The following is a 16,875-nucleotide window of genomic DNA, read 5'->3' on the forward strand; positions in this document are numbered from 1 at the left end:
GTGATGTGGAGCTCCACATAACAGGAAAAACTGGCTCTTCGTGGGCAGCAAGGACGGTGCCGAGTGGAACGCCACCATCGTGTCGCTCATTGCTTCCTGTGCGCTGCACGGCATCGAGCCCTGGGCCTACTTGCGCGACGTGCTGATCCTGCTGCCAACCTGGCCGCCTGAGCGGATCCTCGAGCTCGCTCCCAAGTCCTGGAAGCAGACCCTCGAGAACGCCGACGCTCGGCAGCGGCTCGCGGCAGGTCCGTGGCCCCGGGCGCCAGCCGCGACGCCCAGCTGATCGCTGCTCAGCGTCGCCTTCCACTGCCGCGGGTACGGACGCCGCCTTGGCGCCCACCGGGCGCGCCGCTCGCCGGCCTTGGCGCGCAGGTGCCGCCTTTTCGACGCTCGCGTGGTCGACGCGTGGCTTCCGGCGCCTTGTTGTCGACGACTCGGGCCCGGCAGAGGCATCGGCGGCACGCGGCTTCGCCGCAGCGCGCCTGCGGGCGACGTGCACGCGGGCGTCGACCTCGGCGTCGACCGCCGTTTCCTCCGCTCGCTGCTGGGCCCAGCCATCCTTCGCCGCAGACCGCTCTTGCTCTCGCATCGCGTCGCGAATCTACGGCGACGGCGCGCACCACGCGAGGATGGGGTCTACAGGACGGATACAGGACACGGAGGAGCTCCGCCGCCTGGTGGAAGCCGCAAACCGCGGGCGAGCGGAGTCCCCAAGGTGGAACGCCATGATCGACAGGCTGGGGGATCGATACGGCCTTCAAAACGAGTCGCTCCACCTGTTGTCCGGGGGGGCCGACCCGGCGTACTCGGCCCGCATCTGGCTCACCGACGAAACCGCGCTCAGCTTTCACGTGTCCCTGCTCGGGCCATACTACGGGATCCACCTCCCCGGTATCCCCGAGGAGGAGCCGGCGGCGCGCGAGGTCGCCCGGGAGATCGAGGCTACGTACCCCGGCTACCGGCCGATCCCGCCGGAGATCGGGAACGAGGTGGAGCCGGATGTGGCGATGAACGTGGTGTTGATGGGCGAGGCGACGATCTACATGTGCCTCTTCTCGGAGGTGTGGACTTGGGTGGATCCGGTGTAGCCCTCCCCTGGCGACCGCCGTCCACCTCGCCGGGTTGAGCGGCTGGAAGGCGAGGAGCTCAAGGCGAGCTCGGCGGCGCCCCCTGCGGCGGCGGGGCCGTGGCGGTACTCGCCGCGAGGGAGCTCTGGCGGTTTGCACCTCGGCCAGGGATCGTCTCCTCCAGGTAGCAGCGGTCACATCGCTGGCGGGCGGCCTGGGCGAGCTCGAAGAGCGCGAGATCGGCGCGATCGCCGTGCTCGTCACGCGGGCACGGCCGCCGTTTACACCTCGCCGAGCTCGGTCGCGGCGCCGACGACGAGGGCCGCGAGCGCGAGTTCGGCCGCCTCCCCGTCTCGGTGAAGGCCCGGGTCCAGGAGTAGGGGGCGGTCCTAACGGTTGCAGCAGAGCACGTGCGTGTCACCGGGCTCCAGCTCGCCGCTCACCACCTTGGAGTCGGTCGAGGGGGCGCAGGTCGGCTCGTCCTTCACGAGGATAGACCGAATCGCACCGATCTGTCCGTCGATCGTATCCGTGCAGAGCGGTCCATCCAGCCCGGAAACGAAGACGGCTCCGAGCTCTTCGGAGCAGTCTGCCTGATAATACACCGTGGTCTGTACGCGGCACTTGTCGCGGCTCGGCTCGCTACAGGAGCAAGGGCTGCACGTGCGCGTGTCGTTGTAGAGGGGGATCTCCCGCCGCCTCCGGTAGGAGTCCCAGCATTCTCCGTTCGCCTGCGGGGGGTAACAGTAAAGGAACGCCGTAGGGATGAAGTCTAAATCCGGTTCACACGCCCGAATGAATTCCATGTTGGTCCGCCGCAGTGCAGGCACCGGAGAGACAGGTTCACAGTGACTTACCGGCGGCGGCTCGATCGTCACAAAAGCGTAGGAATCGCTCGGTATGGGGTGGGTAAGAGGAAAGCATGTCCCATCCCAGCTGCTGCCCGCATCGATCGTATCGACGAGGTCGCTACTGGAGCAACGGGACGAGGAGTGTAGGAGCACCCTCTGCGGGAGCACGCAGGAGGATGGACTACACTCGCAAGGCTCGCATTCGACCGGCCCGGGCGTCCCCGCCCACCCTTCCCACAAGACCTTGCCCTCGCATCGTGGAGCGTACTCCGGTTGGCCGCCGTAGAGCAGGATGAGCTGGCTCGGATCTGGATCGGGCAGGTCGTCGGGCACCGGTGAAGAGCAGCCAATGAGCACACATGCGGCCAGCATGGAGGGTGCAACCCAGCGCATCGCAGCAGCTATCCCACGGCCTTGGTCAATCGTCAGCATTGCCATGAATCACCTCCACCACGTCCGCGCTGGAGCAGCAAAATGTTCGGGTCTCGCCGCTCTCAATCGTGCCCTTCACCAAAGAGACGGTAGTTGTTGGCGAGCACGTGCCCGGTTCGTCCCGTGCGAACACCACGCGCACGCCTGCCAGAGGCGAATCAGCAGGTGCGCCGTAGCAAATTTCCTCTTCTGTGCCGATTCCATTGATCGAGATCAGCATGTCCGAGCAGCTCGCGTCGCTGAAAAGCATCACATCCGCCACGCAGCTTCCACCGACGGGGGCGCCGCACTCGCATGGCGTGCAGGTACGAGCGTCTCTGATCTTCTCCTGAAATTCGAAGCGCGCGGAGAAGCCCGGTCGGCACAAGCCGTCGTGCTCGGGTGCGATACACACTAGCCCATCGAAGGAGGCAACGTACTCACCGGTCCACGGGCAAGCTCGTGCGAAGCGCCCGCTGAGGGGCGGTGGAGTGAGCTGCTTCGAGGGATCGCAACTGGGAGCCATTGTAGGTGGCTTGATGGTGACCGAGGCGAACGCGTCGCCAGGGACAAGGGGCGAGGTCTTGACGCAGTGCCCCGGCGGGTCGGCTGCACCGGCGAAATGAACCTTGACCCCTTCGTCAGCGCAGAGAGGCGCCTCGTGCGTCTGCACGCTGTCCGGCAGGACGCATGCGGCAGGGCTGCACGCGCACGTCCCGCATTCGTTCTGGTACTGAGGGTCGGTGCTCACAGCGGCCCATCCCTCCCAGTAGTCGAGCCGACCTCCCGGACAGATGGGAAAATCTGCCGTGTCGCCGACCCACAACAACACTGGGTTGTCATCGGTCCGGGGCCTGGGGATCTCGATGTCCTCCCCGCAACCGAGCAGCGCAGCCATGCTGAAGGCAAAACAAGATGTCGACCGCATGGGAACCCCTCTGCTGCTCAGTAAAAGACCTTCTGACAAGGGAGCAGACCATCACAGAGATCGGGCTCCTGCGCCGGCATCTTCGTGGTCTGCCGTGTGGGAGCGGCGGGCCGGTTCGTGCGCGACCGCGCCGCGACGGGCGGCGGGGCGGCCCCTGGGAGCGGCTCAGGGCACCGATCGATCGGTCGAGCTGAGGGCGGCGGAGCGGCTCGACCCGCCGCGGCCTGGACCACTGGCCCCAGGCGCGGCGCGACGTGACGCGGGGGCTCCCACCGCAGGACCGCGGCCGCGCTGCCCATCACGAACGCCAGCGCGAGCACCGCGCCGAACCAGCGCGGGGGGGAGCGTCGCCCTGGGGTATGGCTTGAACGCTGCGGGGTCGAGGGCACCGGTGGTGCCGGCAGCACCGGAGAACGCGGAGGGGTCGAGGGCACCGGCGGTACCGGCAGCATCGGCTCGAGGTCCGGTAGCTCGGGCGCTGGAGGCGATCGCAGCGCGACCGGAGGCACGTGGTTGCCGTTGTCCCGCGCGTCCCGCGGCGGGATCGCGCTCTTAAGGGTGGCGGGCGTCTCGGAAGGGCGCCGCGTGGCGACCGGGGACGCGTCGGTGACGCTGTCCGCCGCGTCCCGCGGCGGCGCGCTCTTGACCGTGTCGGGCACGTCGGAAGGGCGGGGCGCGGGGAACTCGCCAGCTCGCCCTCCCTCTTCACCCGAGGCGAACGCGTCCGTTTCGTCCTCCACGAGGATGGCCGCCGCCTCGTCCGACTTGTGCCGAGCGCCGGACGGCTCGGCGAAGATGTCCGCGTGGTGAGGGGCCGGCGGTGCGCCAAGCTCTTCCCACGCGCGGGCAAAGGGAGTCAGGACAGAGAGCATCTCGTCGATGCTCGGCTGCCGTCGCTTGGGGTTCTCCTCAAGCGCCCTCTGGATCATCACCTGAAGCATCGGAGGGATCCCGCTGGGAAAGCTCGGGGGTCGGGTCCACGGCGAGAGGGCGCGTTTGCACAAGAGCTCGTACAGGATCGTGCCGAAACCGTATACGTCCGCGCGAGGTCCCAGCTGACCACCCGAGAAGAGCTCGGGCGGTGCGTACCCGTAGGGATCTTGACGAGCGTCCTCCGGGCCGAGCTGAAAGAGACGGGCAAACCCGAAGTGGGTGAGCGCGTATCGGCCATCGCCCCCGACGAAGACCCGGTCCGGACTGAGGGCGCCGTGGATGAAGGAGAGCTCATGAGCGCGCACGAGACAACGGCCGACGTCGATCAGCACCTCGAGATCCGCCGGCCCGAGGTCGTTTCCGCGCGTGGCGTCGATGAGCGGGATCGCGTCGTCGAGCACAGGCGACGCTGCCCAAGCCACGGCGCCGTTCACCCCTCCGTAGAGCACGGGGACGACCTCCGGGACCTCGACTGCGAGGCGCTGCAGGCGCGCGATCTCCTCGGCGAACAGGCCCGCATCGAGGCGCGCGCCCTCGTGGACGTGCAACCAGACCAGAGCCCCCGTGTCACCGATCTGCCGCGCGAGGAAGTGACGGAGCAAGCCGCGCTCCTCGTTGAGTAGCTCGTGGCCTTCCCAGACGTCGCCGGCGGCTACCATACGAGCTGGACCTCCGCGCCGGCGCCTCTCGTGCGGATCTCGGCCTTCCGCGGCCAGACGACGTACACGACCGTTGCGGCACCGAGCGCTGCCCCTGCGACGAGCGCAGCCGAGCCGAAGCCATGGAACAGGCCCGCTCGTGTGTTCGCCGCGTGCGCTTCGTCGTAGGTCTTGCGGAACTGCGCGCTGCTCGGGAGCATCGAGCCGTCCGAAAGGCGCGACACCTTGGCGGCCGATTCGCTCTCCGCGGCGTCGCCGGCCAGGTGAAGGCCGACGCCGGCGCCGAGCAGGGCCGCCGAGGCGGCCGCGCCGGTGCCGAGGGTCCACGGGTTGCGCGCCCGCGCTGGAGCGCTGGCGGCCTTCGGGGCCTCGAAGGCGAGGACGACGCGCCGCGACTGCCCCGCCGTCACCTTGACGAGCGCACGGGCTACCTGCCCCTGCTTGCCCGTCGCCGTGACCTCGTGCTGTCCAGGGGCGACGAAGACGGGGCCGTCCGCGCTCACCTCGCGACCGTCCACCAGGAGCCGCGCCGTACCCGGCGGGGCGCTCACGTGGAGCTCGGCCACGCGTTGCCGAACGGCCGCGAGGTCGGCGCGTCGGACCTCGTAGCGGCGGCGCTCGACGTCGTTGGTCGGCGCGGGCATCTGCGCGACGCACGTGGAGAGCTCGGCCGCGGCCTCCTCGAGGCGGCCGAGGCGCAGGTCGAACACGCCGAGCTGACACACGGCCATCGTCGAGGGCTCGAGCTCGTTGATCCGCGCCCAGAGCTCGCGGGCGCGAGCGAGGTCGAGCCGCTTGGCGGCCTTCTCCGCCTCCTTGATGAGCTCCTGGACCTCGCGGGACCGGGGAGGAGGGTCCGCGGCCGCGGCCTGTACGGGGAACGCGGAGGCGAGGACGAGGGCCAGGGCCGCCGCTTGCCGTGGATGGATCAGCAGAATAGAGGCACGCACGGTTCAGCTCGGGGCAAACGAGGGGGACCACAGCGCCGCGCTGGCCCATCCAGCGCGACGCTGCGTTTCATACCACCGCGTCGACGCGGTCGAGCGTGCAGAAGTGCCGCGTGTTCCGGGGCGTGCATTGTGATCGAGCGACGAAATTTCTCGTTTGCGACCTGGAAAAGCGCCGCGACCGGTGACGACTCTCGCCGCGGTCCATGATGCGAGAGGGGCGAGGCGCGCTGCGCCGGACACGCGGGTTCGGGTCGGAGCGCTCGCCGGCGTCGAGGTGCGCGGCGCGCGGCACGGGGTCGAGATCGTCGGCGGGCGAGGCGCCGAGCGGGCGGAGTGGCGCGGTCCGGGCCCTAAAGGCGCTCTCTATGCTGACCACCCTTCCCGATGCGGACCGCAAGGGACGACGCCCGGTCCCATGACCGCAGCTGAGGCGGCCACGGCGAGAACTTTGTCTCCGCCGTCAGCGCAGAGCTCGCCCACGTGCGCGGACAGGCTGGCACGCCGGGCGTAGGTCAGCGGGCCGTCTGGCTAGTAGGCCCGTGCGCACCCGAAAGGGTACAAAAGAGCGGAGCAAAGCGGTAGGCTGTTCACAAGTCATGCAAGAGCTACCCTGCCCCGCGTGCGGCCACGAAATTCCTGCTTCGGCAGAACGCTGCCCGCACTGTGCTCGTCCGGGTCTATTTCCCAACGTACGTGCCGTCACGCAGCCGGAAGAGACCGCGGCTTTCGACGCTCGATTTCGGGACGCCCGCGACGAAGCCTCTGCGCGCGGTTTGCTTGCGCTCTTCGAAGAGTTCATGGTCGCACTCGACGACTCCAAAGCTGTTATCGCTCGCCCGCTCCGAGAGGCGCAGCGCCTGGCGAGCAGTCACAAGGAGGGGTACGCCACGTACTACCAGCTCACGGACGCTGAGGTCCGCTTACCCGACGGAAATGAGTGGGATTTTTTACGACGTCAGGCCGACGAAGCACTGTTTCCGGGCTATAAGGAAAAAATTAGGTTCGCAGCTCTGACATTAGATGCTGTCGGTCTATCGAATTATGGAGACTGTTCAATGACACTGCGAACATCGATGGTCGCACACCGGACCACAGTTCTCGAAGAGAACTCAGCAGTGTTTATAAAGCACCGCAGCGTAAAAATGGTCGATGCCTCAATTTGCGCGCGTGGCCACCGAACCACCTGGGACGACCGCGCCAAGATCTGCGCCGTCAAACTAGGTTGTGAACTCAATCCCGGGACGACGAGGGATCAATTCCCCAGCCTTCTTCTTCGTCAGGGCGCGACGTCAGACGACGACCACTTCGTTGAGGCGCACGTATATGGGCCGATGACGATCCGCACCTTTGAACGGGTGGCAGTTACACGGCAGGGCAAGCGGCGATCAACGAAGATCATTCTGCGTGCGTTGAAAGCCGATTTGGCGAAGTGCGGTGTTGAGTTTGAGGTGCAAAAATGAACGCCGCAATTTCCGGTCGGGCAGGTTTGGCGATCATCGTAGAAGAGGGACTTCTCTTTTCTGTCAACGTGAACGAGATCGAGCGCCAAGTTCCAAGGCGCCCCGAAGAGGTGCGCCTTCTGCTCGGTGATGCGCGAGACTTGCGCTTTCTAAAAGACGTGACGCTCAACGACGTGCAGCGATGCCTGGAAGAAGATACTAGGGCCGACGAGGCACTCCATATAGCGCTCATCCTCCTCGACGCTGAACACATGGACGATCTCCGCGCGGAAGCGGCAGACGAGTTGAACACGCTTTTTAACTCGGAGGCAGTAGTTGCGCAACTCGAGGCCGTTCTCTACACGAGACCCATTCCGGCCTCGTTAGATGTTGATGGGGCACTTGGCATCAGCCGCCGAACATCTGCGAATCTGGTTGCAAAATTCTTAGAAATGCTCGTGGCAGTCCAGCCGGTGGTCGAGGTAGCGTGGAATGCCTGGGACACGATTCCCATCACAGTGTTCGGTGACGCCGACGAGCGTAGACGATCCTTGACAGCAATGACCAGAGATGGAATGTTTCGAAATGTTGTAAAAACATTAGCTGCGAACCGCGGTACAAGCGATTTGGGTGCGACTATGCTGACGAGCGCGCCTGCGTTGTCTGTGCATAATTGCACCGAAATAATTTCGCGCTGGATAGGTGCTTTGCATCACGCGAGGAGTGAGCTCTCAGTTGTGCCGAACGAGCCTGTGGCGCGTGCGATCGACGCTGTGGCTTCAGAGCAGATGTCAGCTGTGGAGCAAGGTGAAACGACTCGTCCATCGTTCGACAAGGTCCAAGTGCTGCGCAACGTCCAGGAGCAGAAGCGGCACATCGTGCATTTGATGCATTTGGGTGAATTTCTCCAGGTGCGTGAGCTGATCGAAAATCTTGTTGATTATCAGCTGAAGCATGGAGGGGCCAAGTATGCATCTAAATCACTGTGTGATCTAGCTATAGAGTCGCAGAGGCGCCGCTTGTTCTCGCTGCAGCTCGAACTTACTCAACGAAGCGTCATGTTAAGCCCGAGCGATGTCTGGTCATGGTCCCAGCATGGGAAGGCTTTGCTCAACGCGCGTGACTTCGTTGGCGCTCTCGAGGCGTATGAACGTGCATTGGCATTAGGGGGAGACGTGGTCGTCGGGTGTGGGCGAGCGGCGGTGCTCAAGGCCCAAGGTAAGCTAGACGAGGCGCTCTCTGCCTACGATCAGATTCTACGCAACCACTCCGGTAGCGCCGTGGCGAAGAACGGGCGAGCGGAGGTGCTCAAAGCTCAAGGCAAGCTAGGCGAGGCGCTTGCCGCTTATAATCAGATTGTTCGAGAACACCCGGCTGACGTGGTAGCAAAGTGCGGGCGGGCGGAGGTGCTCAAGGTCCAAGGTAAGCTGGACGAGGCGCTTGCCGCTTATAATCATATCGTTCGAGAGCACTCTGATAATGTGGTGGCCAAAAGTGGGAGAGCGGAGGTGCTCAGGATCCAAGGCAAGCTTGACGAAGCGCTCGCCGCCTACGACCAAGTCGTTCGGGAGTACCCCACCGGTGCCGCGGCGAAGAACGGGCGAGCGGAGGTGCTCAAAGCCCAAGGCAAGCTGGGCGAAGCACTTGCGGCTTATGACCAGATTCTTCGGGAGCATCCGGCTGACGTGGTGGTGAAAAGCGGGCGGGCGGAGGTGCTCAAGGCCCAAGGCAAATTGGACACAGCGCTTGAGGCCTACAATCAAATCATTCGGGAGCACCCTGGTAACGATGTGGCCAAAAGCGGGCGGGCGGAGGTGCTCAAGGCCCAAGGCAAACTTGACGAAGCGCTCGCCGCCTACGACCAAGTCGTTCGGGAGCACCCCACCGGTGCCGCGGCGAAGAACGGGCGAGCGGAGGTGCTCAAAGCCCAAGGCAAGCTGGGCGAAGCACTTGCGGCTTACGACCAGATTCTTCGGGAGCATCCGGCTGACGTGGTGGTGAAAAGCGGGCGGGCGGAGGTGCTCAAGGCCCAAGGTAAATTGGACACAGCGCTTGAGGCCTACAATCAAATCATTCGAGAGCACCCTGGTAACGAGGTGGCCAAAAGCGGGCGGGCGGAGGTGCTCAAGGCCCAAGGCAAGCTCGACGAAGCGCTTGCCGCCTATGACCAGATTCTTCGGGAACACCCCACTCATGCGGCGGCGAAGAACGGGCGGGCGGAGGTGCTCAAGGCCCAAGGCAAGCTGGGCGAAGCACTTGCCGCTTACGATCAAATTCTTCGAGAACACCCGGCTGACGTGGTGGTGAAAAGCGGGCGGGCGGAGGTGCTCAAGGCCCAAGGCAAGTTGGGCGAAGCGCTTGCCGCCTATGACCAGATCCTTCGGGAGCACTCTGATAATGTGGTGGCCAAAAGCGGGCGGGCGGAGGTGCTCAAGGCCCAAGGCAAGTTGGGTGAAGCGCTCGCTGCCTATGACCAGATTCTTCGGGAACACCCCACTCATGCGACGGCGAAGAACGGGCGGGCGGAGGTGCTCAAGGCCCAAGGCAAGTTGGGTGACGCGCTTGCCGCTTATGACCAGACTCTTCGAGAACACCCGGCTGACGTGGTGGTGAAAAGCGGGCGGGCGGAGGTGCTCAAGGCCCAAGGCAAGTTGGGCGAAGCGCTTGCCGCCTATGACCAGATCCTTCGGGAGCACCCTGATAGCGTGGTGGCCAAAAGCGGGCGGGCGGAGGTGCTCAAGGCCCAAGGCAAGCTCGGCGAAGCGCTCGCCGCCTATGACCAGATTCTTCGGGAACATCCCACTCACGTGACGGCGAAGAGCGGGCGGGCGGAGGTGCTCAAGGCCCAAGGCAAGTTGGGTGAAGCGCTAGCCGCTTATGACCAGATTCTTCAAGAGCACCCGGCTGAAGTGGTGGCAAAGAGTGGGCGGGCGGAGGTGCTCAAGGTTCAAGGTAAGCTGGGCGAGGCGCTTGAAGCGTACGACCAGGTCGTTCAAGAGCACCCTGATAGCGTGGTGGCTAAATGTGGGCGGGCATGTGCTCTCGTGGCCCTTGGGTGCGCCACGGAGGCCCTTGAGCAGCTACCGACCGACAGTCCCGTAACTAGGGATGAATGGATTGGTTACCACATCCGCGGGATGATCCTGCTCCGTACGGGAGATATCGAAGCCGCAACAGCTGTATTTGTGCGCGGGATAACAGAAAATCCATGGGTAGCCGAGCGCGATTACTTTTTCAGTGCTCTCGCCGTTGTCCGGATCCGTCGTAAAGAATATGCCGTCGCTGTTGCTCAGCTCGAATTCGTTCAAATGCCGCTTCTGCAAGAGCCGGCCAATTTGATCCGCGTCCATGCCTTGGGGATGCAAGGTCAGGTCGCTCAGGCTGCAGAAGTTTACCGACGCCTCTCGCCGGTCGCTCCTCCATTGATCCGTGAGCTGCGTGCAGAGCTCCATCGCCGCTTCATTGCGCAAGCAGCGCCGCAGCACGATGACGATTGGTTGATGCAGCGTGAGATCGACTGCGTACTCGCAGCCGCCTGAGTTAACCGGAATCGTTATGGGTCCTTGCAGACCAGGCGCGAGCTTGTTGCTCTTCAAACCATCACGCTCGCGTCGGCAATGTAGCATTGTAACATCAACCCTGGTCTCCGCGCAGAGTGAAGCGCCTCGCGACCTCCGCAACCCGGCGGCGATGACCATGCGGAGTCCCTCTCCAAGGTGGGCGAGGAGAGCGGCGACCGGCACCCTCGGCTGGCGGATCCGCAGCGGGCCCGTCCGCACCTACCGAAGTTCCAGTGCAGCGCCAGCGGGGCGCGCGCCTCGACATGCCCGTGGAATGGCGCCCGCCCCTGCCGGTGCTGTGGGCCAGCGGAACCGCGGTGGAAAGCTGTCCCTCGTATAGCGGCGCACAACTGGCGCCGCTGTGCGCTGCGCGGGAGCACGTCGTTCAGAGGCAGTCGCCTTCCTGCCGGAGCTGGGGACATGCCGTCCCGATGCGGTGGGCTGCTTCCAGTGCGGCCTTGCTCGCACCCTCTTCTGGTGCTGGCGGATGACCGCGCAGCCGATCGAGCGCCTCATGAACGACCCGGGCCGCCTCGTCGTCCCCGAGCGCGACGGCGCGAGTGAGCGTGTCGGCGAGCGAGGCGACCACGGCGGCCGGCGGCGACGGATCGACCATCGCGAGCTCCCGGAGCCCGGGGCTTGCCGGTTGGGCCCGGGTTGGGTCGATGCCTTCCGAACGGGTGCGATCCGGGTTCAAGGGCCCCAGAAGCACCGGCACAGGCAACGGATCGCACCGGTTCGCCACCTCAAATTCGTTGCCCAAGCTCGTCCCTGGTTCCCCGTCCACGGTAGGCTCCCCGCGCGGAGGACCCCCTCGCCGGGAGCCGGGCGGCCCTGAAATCCCTCCGCCGCACCAGGGCCGAACCTCCGCAATCCGGTGCGGGCCGCGCTCCCGCCTCCGATCGGCGTTGCCCGCCCTTTCCCTTCCGTGATGTGCTGCGGGGCATGGTCGCTTCGAAGCTTGTCGCGGTCCTCTCCACATGCACCCTCGCGCTGGCGGCCGCCTTGACCGGAGGCTGCACCGCGTCAGATGGCCCGTCGGAGCCCAAGGCGGACGACTGCTCGACGGAGGGGCAGAACCGGTTCCTGTTCGATCTGATGAAGGACGCCTATCTCTGGTACGACCGCGTGCCGGACGTGGACCACCGGGCTTACCCCTCGCCCGAGGCGCTGCTCGAGGATCTCGTCGACACGTCGCGAGACCGCTGGAGCTACATCGCGCCCACGAGCGAATACGAAGCCTATTTCGAGGAGGGGCAGACGCTCGGGCTCGGCGTCCGGTGGAGCTTCGACCTGGAGGGCAACCTCCGGCTCGCGCTTGTCCATCCGGCCTCGCCCGCGGGGGCGGCGGGCCTGCGGCGGGGCGACAGGGTGCTGGCCATCAACAAGATCGATGTCGAGCAGGTAAGCGACGATCTCTGGGCAGAGGTGGCGGGCCCCGACGAGGAGGGCGTCGATGTCTCGCTGACGATCGAGCGCGCGGGCGCCGAGGTCTTCACGGTCGCTGTCCGGAAGGCCGTGTATCCCATGACCACGGTGCTGAACCCGCGGATCCTGAAGGCGGGAGCCGCGACGGTCGGTTACCTCGTGCTCACCACCTTCATCGAGCCCACCACAAAGGAGCTCGACGGCGCCTTCGCGATGTTCAGGGACAGCGAGATCGACGAGCTCGTCCTCGATCTGCGCTACAACGGCGGCGGGCGCCTCGCCGTCGAGAGGCACCTCGCGAGTCTGATCCACCGGCCTGCGGAGAGCGGCGCGCTGCTCGACGTCATGGCGCATAACGACCGGCACGTCGACTGGGACAAGCGGGCTTTGTTCGAGGACCTCGACCCGCCGGCGCTCCCCCTGTCCCGGCTGGTCGTCATCACCACCGGCGCGACGGCCTCGGCGAGCGAGACGCTGATCAACAGCCTGCGCGCCTACATGGACGTCCAGATCGTCGGCTCGACGACGCACGGCAAGCCCGTCGGCATGCACGGGTGGACCTACTGCGACAAGAGCCTGCACCCGATCTCGTTCCGGGTGCTCAACGCGAAGGACGAGGGGGATTTCTACGAAGGCTTCGCCCCCGACTGCGCCGCCCACGAGACGCTCGACGCCGAGCTCGGCGACACGGGCGAGACGTGCCTCGCCGAGGCCCTGCACCTGCTGGAGCACGGCGCGTGCTCGACCCCGGCGGAGCCGGGCGAGGCAGGCGAGCGACGCTCCGCACCGCCGCGCGAGATCCCCTGGGACGGCTTCCGGCGCGAGGTCGGCGCGCTCTGAGGCCCTCTCGTCCTCACGGGATTTCCCGCTCACGGGATTGCCCACGCGCGGAACCAGGGCCCGGCGGCTGCCCGGGCCGGCGCCGCCCGGCAGGCCCAGCCGCCGGCGAGGCGCCAGCGCAAAAGACCGCAGCGACCGGCTTGACACGCTGAGCGGCTTGACGGAGATTCCTCCGTCATAGCGGACGTAGCGCCGCGGCCAAGGAGGGACACTGTATGAGCCTGCAACTCGGAAGCATCGCGCCTGATTTCGAGCAAGAGTCCACGCAAGGGAAGATCCGGTTCCACGAGTGGGCCGGGAGCTCGTGGGTGATCCTGTTCTCGCACCCGAAGGATTTCACCCCGGTCTGCACGACCGAGCTCGGCGCGGTCGCGCACCTCAAGGCGGAGTTCGACAAGCGCGGCGTCAAGCCCATCGCCCTCAGCGTCGACGACGTCGACTCGCACAAGCGCTGGTCTGTCGATATCGAGGAGACGCAGCGCACGAAGCTGAACTATCCGATCCTCGCCGACGTGGACCGGAAGGTGTCGAGCCTTTACGGGATGATCCACCCGCAGGCGAGCGACACGCTCACGGTCCGCTCGGTGTTCCTCATCGATCCGAACAAGAAGATCCGCGCGACGTTCACGTACCCGGCGAGCACCGGGCGCAACTTCGATGAGATCCTGCGCCTCATCGACTCGCTCCAGCTCACCGACAGCCACTCCGTGGCGACGCCCGCGAACTGGAAGGACGGCGATGAGGTGGTGATCGTCCCCTCGCTCCAGGACCCCGAGGTCCTGAAGCAGAAGTTCCCCAAGGGCTACAACGCCGTCCGCCCGTACCTGCGCCTCACGCCGCAGCCGAACCGCTGAGGCGGCGCGGCGAGGGCGCTCGGGCCTGTCCTGTATGCCCTCCGTGACGCGGCTGCTCGCCGTGCTCGCCCTGCCGCTCGCGGCGTGCTCGTGCTCGTGCTCTCGCGCGCCGGCGCGCGAGACGCTCGCGGCGACCGGCGACGCCCCGAAGCCGGCGGCGCCGGCCGCCGGACGCGGGTGGAGGCTCGTGCACCACGAGACCTTCGATGCGCCGTTCCAGGAGCCGGCGGAGTGGACCGAGGACACGTACGGTGACGCGAGCCCCTACCACGTCGATGCCTTCGACGAAGATGGCGAGTTCTTCTTCGCGCGCGGCGGCGAGGCGTTCCGGGAAGGGCTGCGGAGGTTCCGCTCGTTCCGGAAGTCCTTCACGTACGGCGAGGGGGGCTGGCTCACGGTCGAGCTGTACGGCCGCGACAGCGATCGCGACGGCGTCCCCGAGACGGGCGGCCGCTTCGAGGCGATCGGCGGCAAGGCGAGGCTCGTCTCCACCCGCCATGTCGACGGCGCGATCCTCCGCTCGACCGCGCCCCTGCCGGCGCGGTACCGCGTCGAGGTGACGGTCTCCAACATCGACTTCGGCGGCCTGCGCGAGGGGAGCTGGACGCACCGGGGCAAGATCAACGGCTACGACGGCGATGAGGTGGCCGACCCGTGGCGGTTCACCGATCGGAGCACGAAGCCGCTGTCCGCCACATTTGGAAACGGTGTTTACTTCCTCTGCATCACCGACCACGCGCGGCCGGCGCCTCACAACAACGTCTTCATCCATCATCACCGGAAGGTCGTGATGGACACCGACAACAACTTCGGCGACGACGGCCCCTGGTCGGAGGTCTGGAACCCCGTGACCGGCCGGGCCGAGACGGACGGCTCGCGTTACGTGAGCATGATCTGGCTCCGCGGCGACGCGTTCGGGAGCCCCTGGACGGGCAACGGGTTCACGTCGTACACGGCCGGCGGGTGGAAGGACGGCCCCGTCTTCGTGGACAAGTACCTCGACCGGGAGACCTACGTGTTCACCGTCGAGCGCGACGGCGAGGGCTATGCGATGTCCGCGGCGGGCAGGTTCCACCACGGCGGCCGCACGACGTACGCGGCGCGGCGGGGTTTTCGCGAGCCGCCGGTGACGTGGCACTACAACCAGCGTCCCGACGAGCTCGAGGGCCCGGGCTTCAACGAGACGGTCGACTTCGGCAGGACCTTCGAGACCTGGCCGGCGGGGTCGGCCTACCCGGATCACTTCTTCTTCGGCGACCCGCACATCAACTATTACGAGGGCACCGCCGAGTTCGACGACGTCAAGCTGTACCTGCCAGACGAGGGAATGGCGCCGTCGCGCACGGACTGACGTCCGGCCACGACGTCATCGTCTCCGTTGCGGCGAGACGCGTTTAACCATTGCGAGCGTGCTCTTCCGGGTTTATCATTGTTCCGCTTTCGATAATCTCTAGAAATTCGCCCAGAAGATCTCCGCGCAGAACAGACGCAGACGCCGTCTGCCGCGGTACCCGCAGCGGCGTCGATGGCGAGGTCTGCGATCCACCGTGACCCGCTGTCCTGGCTGAACGATTCGGGGTGAAGGGATCTCGGACCGTGCTGGGCGCTCTTCGAGCGCAACGCCGAGGATGCCCAGCGCCACGCAGGACGTCGGCGCCCCGGGACGCTCATGAGTGCTCGCTCGCGCGCGCGTTCGTTCGTGATGTTCAACATCCTTTTGATGGATCCAGGAGCTGTATATGAATAGCGCTCTATCCCTGTTGACGTTCATTGCGGTCGCTCTGATCCACGGGTCGGCGCTGGCGACGACATTTTATGTCGACGACACCGGCGACGACGGCAACGATGGCTTGACCCATGAGACGGCATGGGCGACGCTCCAGTATGCGGTCGACACCATCGGTCCTGGCGATACCGCCCTCGTACTGGAGGGGCTCTACGAGGGGTGTCGTATCGAGAGCTCAGGCGAGGCCGGCCGGCCCAAGACCCTGCGAGCAGAGCCACCCGGGGGAGCCGTGGTGCTCGAGCCCGGGACGAACAGCCAGCATGAAAGCACTATCGAGGTCGAGACGTTCGACGGCGTCGTTAAGCACTGGGTGATCGACGGCTTCGAGATCGTTGGCGGCGCCCGCTCCGGCGTCGACGTGCGCGTCACGCGCGACATCACCGTCCAGAGATGCCACGTTCACAGCAGCGGGAGGACCGGGATCTTCACGGCGTTCAGCGACGACGTGGTCGTCCAGTACAACGAGTCCGAGCTCAACGGCGAGCACGGAGTTTACATCAGCAACAGCGGCGACTTTCCCGTGGTTCGCGGCAATCTCCTCCGCGACAACTTCGCGGCCGGTGTTCACATGAACGGCGACAGGACCATCACACCCGGCGACGGGCTCATCAGCTTCGCCACGGTCGAGGCCAACATCATCTGGGAGAACGGCGTCGGCGGCGCCTCAGCCATCAACTGCGATGGTGTCAGCGACAGCGTCATCCGGAACAACCTGCTCTACAACAACCACGCGAGCGGGCTCTCTCTCTATGCGATCGACGGCAGCGAAGGCTCCAGCCGCAACGAGGTCTACAGCAACATCATCGTGATGGCGGAAGACAGCCGCTGGGTGGTCAACATCCCCCAATCACCTGACGGCATCTCCAACCCGAGGTGTAACAAGATCGTGGGCAACGTCCTCTACACGCCGCGCCTCAACAGGGGATCGATCCTGATCTATTCGGGTGGCGCGGAGGACCCTTGCTTCAAGAGCGATTACAACGTGGTCGTGGACCGCTTCAGCAGGGACAACGGTGATACGATCATCAGCCTCGCGAGCTGGCGGCGAGCTACGGGGCAAGATAGACACTCGTTCCTCGTGACGCCGGGTATGCTGTTCGTCGATCTTGCAAGCGACGACTAGCACCAAACGCCCCCGAAGCCCTTCGCGCTGCCAGAATCCACTT

The 16,875-nt window shown here is 65.7% G+C and carries 13 protein-coding genes; 8 read left to right on the forward strand and 5 right to left on the reverse strand.

The window, feature by feature from the left end; all coding sequences use genetic code 11:
* The first annotated feature begins 40 nt into the window (after positions 1-40).
* Together WMF36_RS01220 and WMF36_RS01225 are read left to right on the forward strand one after the other, a co-directional pair.
* Complete coding sequence (locus tag WMF36_RS01220; RefSeq protein WP_437577721.1) at positions 41-286, forward strand: transposase domain-containing protein; 246 nt, start codon at positions 41-43, stop codon at positions 284-286.
* Positions 287-728: 442 nt separating this feature from the next.
* Positions 729-1,091, forward strand: coding sequence for a hypothetical protein (locus tag WMF36_RS01225; RefSeq protein ID WP_437577722.1), 363 nt, complete (start codon positions 729-731; stop codon positions 1,089-1,091).
* A gap of 368 nt (positions 1,092-1,459) precedes the next feature.
* Here WMF36_RS01225 and WMF36_RS01230 read toward each other — a convergent pair whose 3' ends face one another.
* The 4 genes from WMF36_RS01230 to WMF36_RS01245 all read right to left on the reverse strand — a co-directional run bounded on the left by WMF36_RS01230 (position 1,460) and on the right by WMF36_RS01245 (position 5,802).
* Positions 1,460-1,876 (reverse strand): hypothetical protein, encoded by a 417-nt coding sequence (locus WMF36_RS01230; RefSeq protein ID WP_437577723.1) that lies wholly within the window; start codon positions 1,874-1,876, stop codon positions 1,460-1,462.
* A gap of 463 nt (positions 1,877-2,339) precedes the next feature.
* Positions 2,340-2,615: a hypothetical protein gene (locus WMF36_RS01235; protein ID WP_437577724.1), complete on the reverse strand. Its 276-nt coding sequence runs from the start codon at positions 2,613-2,615 to the stop codon at positions 2,340-2,342.
* Positions 2,616-3,277: 662 nt separating this feature from the next.
* On the reverse strand, positions 3,278-4,852 hold the full coding sequence (locus WMF36_RS01240) for a serine/threonine protein kinase (RefSeq protein WP_437577725.1): 1,575 nt from the start codon (positions 4,850-4,852) through the stop codon (positions 3,278-3,280).
* The gene (locus WMF36_RS01245; protein WP_437577726.1) at positions 4,846-5,802 is read right to left on the reverse strand and encodes a hypothetical protein; all 957 of its coding nucleotides are present in this window, start codon (positions 5,800-5,802) and stop codon (positions 4,846-4,848) included. Before WMF36_RS01245 ends, WMF36_RS01240 begins: the two co-directional genes overlap by 7 nt.
* Before the next feature lie 596 nt (positions 5,803-6,398).
* Here WMF36_RS01245 and WMF36_RS01250 point away from each other — a divergent pair.
* Positions 6,399-7,262 (forward strand): zinc ribbon domain-containing protein, encoded by an 864-nt coding sequence (locus tag WMF36_RS01250; protein ID WP_437577727.1) that lies wholly within the window; start codon positions 6,399-6,401, stop codon positions 7,260-7,262.
* Complete coding sequence (locus WMF36_RS01255; protein ID WP_437577728.1) at positions 7,259-10,780, forward strand: tetratricopeptide repeat protein; 3,522 nt, start codon at positions 7,259-7,261, stop codon at positions 10,778-10,780. Before WMF36_RS01250 ends, WMF36_RS01255 begins: the two co-directional genes overlap by 4 nt.
* Positions 10,781-11,186: 406 nt before the next feature.
* Here WMF36_RS01255 and WMF36_RS01260 read toward each other — a convergent pair whose 3' ends face one another.
* The gene (locus tag WMF36_RS01260) at positions 11,187-11,564 is read right to left on the reverse strand and encodes a hypothetical protein (RefSeq protein ID WP_437577729.1); all 378 of its coding nucleotides are present in this window, start codon (positions 11,562-11,564) and stop codon (positions 11,187-11,189) included.
* Between the two features lie 182 nt (positions 11,565-11,746).
* On the opposite strand from WMF36_RS01260, the gene WMF36_RS01265 reads away from it, so the two are divergent.
* The 4 genes from WMF36_RS01265 (at position 11,747) to WMF36_RS01280 (ending at position 16,832) form a co-directional block, all read left to right on the forward strand.
* The gene (locus WMF36_RS01265; protein WP_437577730.1) at positions 11,747-13,069 is read left to right on the forward strand and encodes a S41 family peptidase; all 1,323 of its coding nucleotides are present in this window, start codon (positions 11,747-11,749) and stop codon (positions 13,067-13,069) included.
* 215 nt (positions 13,070-13,284) lie between these two features.
* Positions 13,285-13,923, forward strand: a complete 639-nt coding sequence (locus WMF36_RS01270) for a peroxiredoxin (RefSeq protein ID WP_437577731.1) — start codon at positions 13,285-13,287, stop codon at positions 13,921-13,923.
* 34 nt (positions 13,924-13,957) lie between these two features.
* Complete coding sequence (locus tag WMF36_RS01275; protein WP_437577732.1) at positions 13,958-15,274, forward strand: hypothetical protein; 1,317 nt, start codon at positions 13,958-13,960, stop codon at positions 15,272-15,274.
* Between the two features lie 388 nt (positions 15,275-15,662).
* Complete coding sequence (locus tag WMF36_RS01280) at positions 15,663-16,832, forward strand: right-handed parallel beta-helix repeat-containing protein (RefSeq protein ID WP_437577733.1); 1,170 nt, start codon at positions 15,663-15,665, stop codon at positions 16,830-16,832.
* Positions 16,833-16,875: the final 43 nt, after the last annotated feature.

It is taken from the genome of Sorangium sp. So ce887 (genome assembly GCF_051521455.1).
Lineage (GTDB): Bacteria > Myxococcota_A > Polyangia > Polyangiales > Polyangiaceae > Sorangium.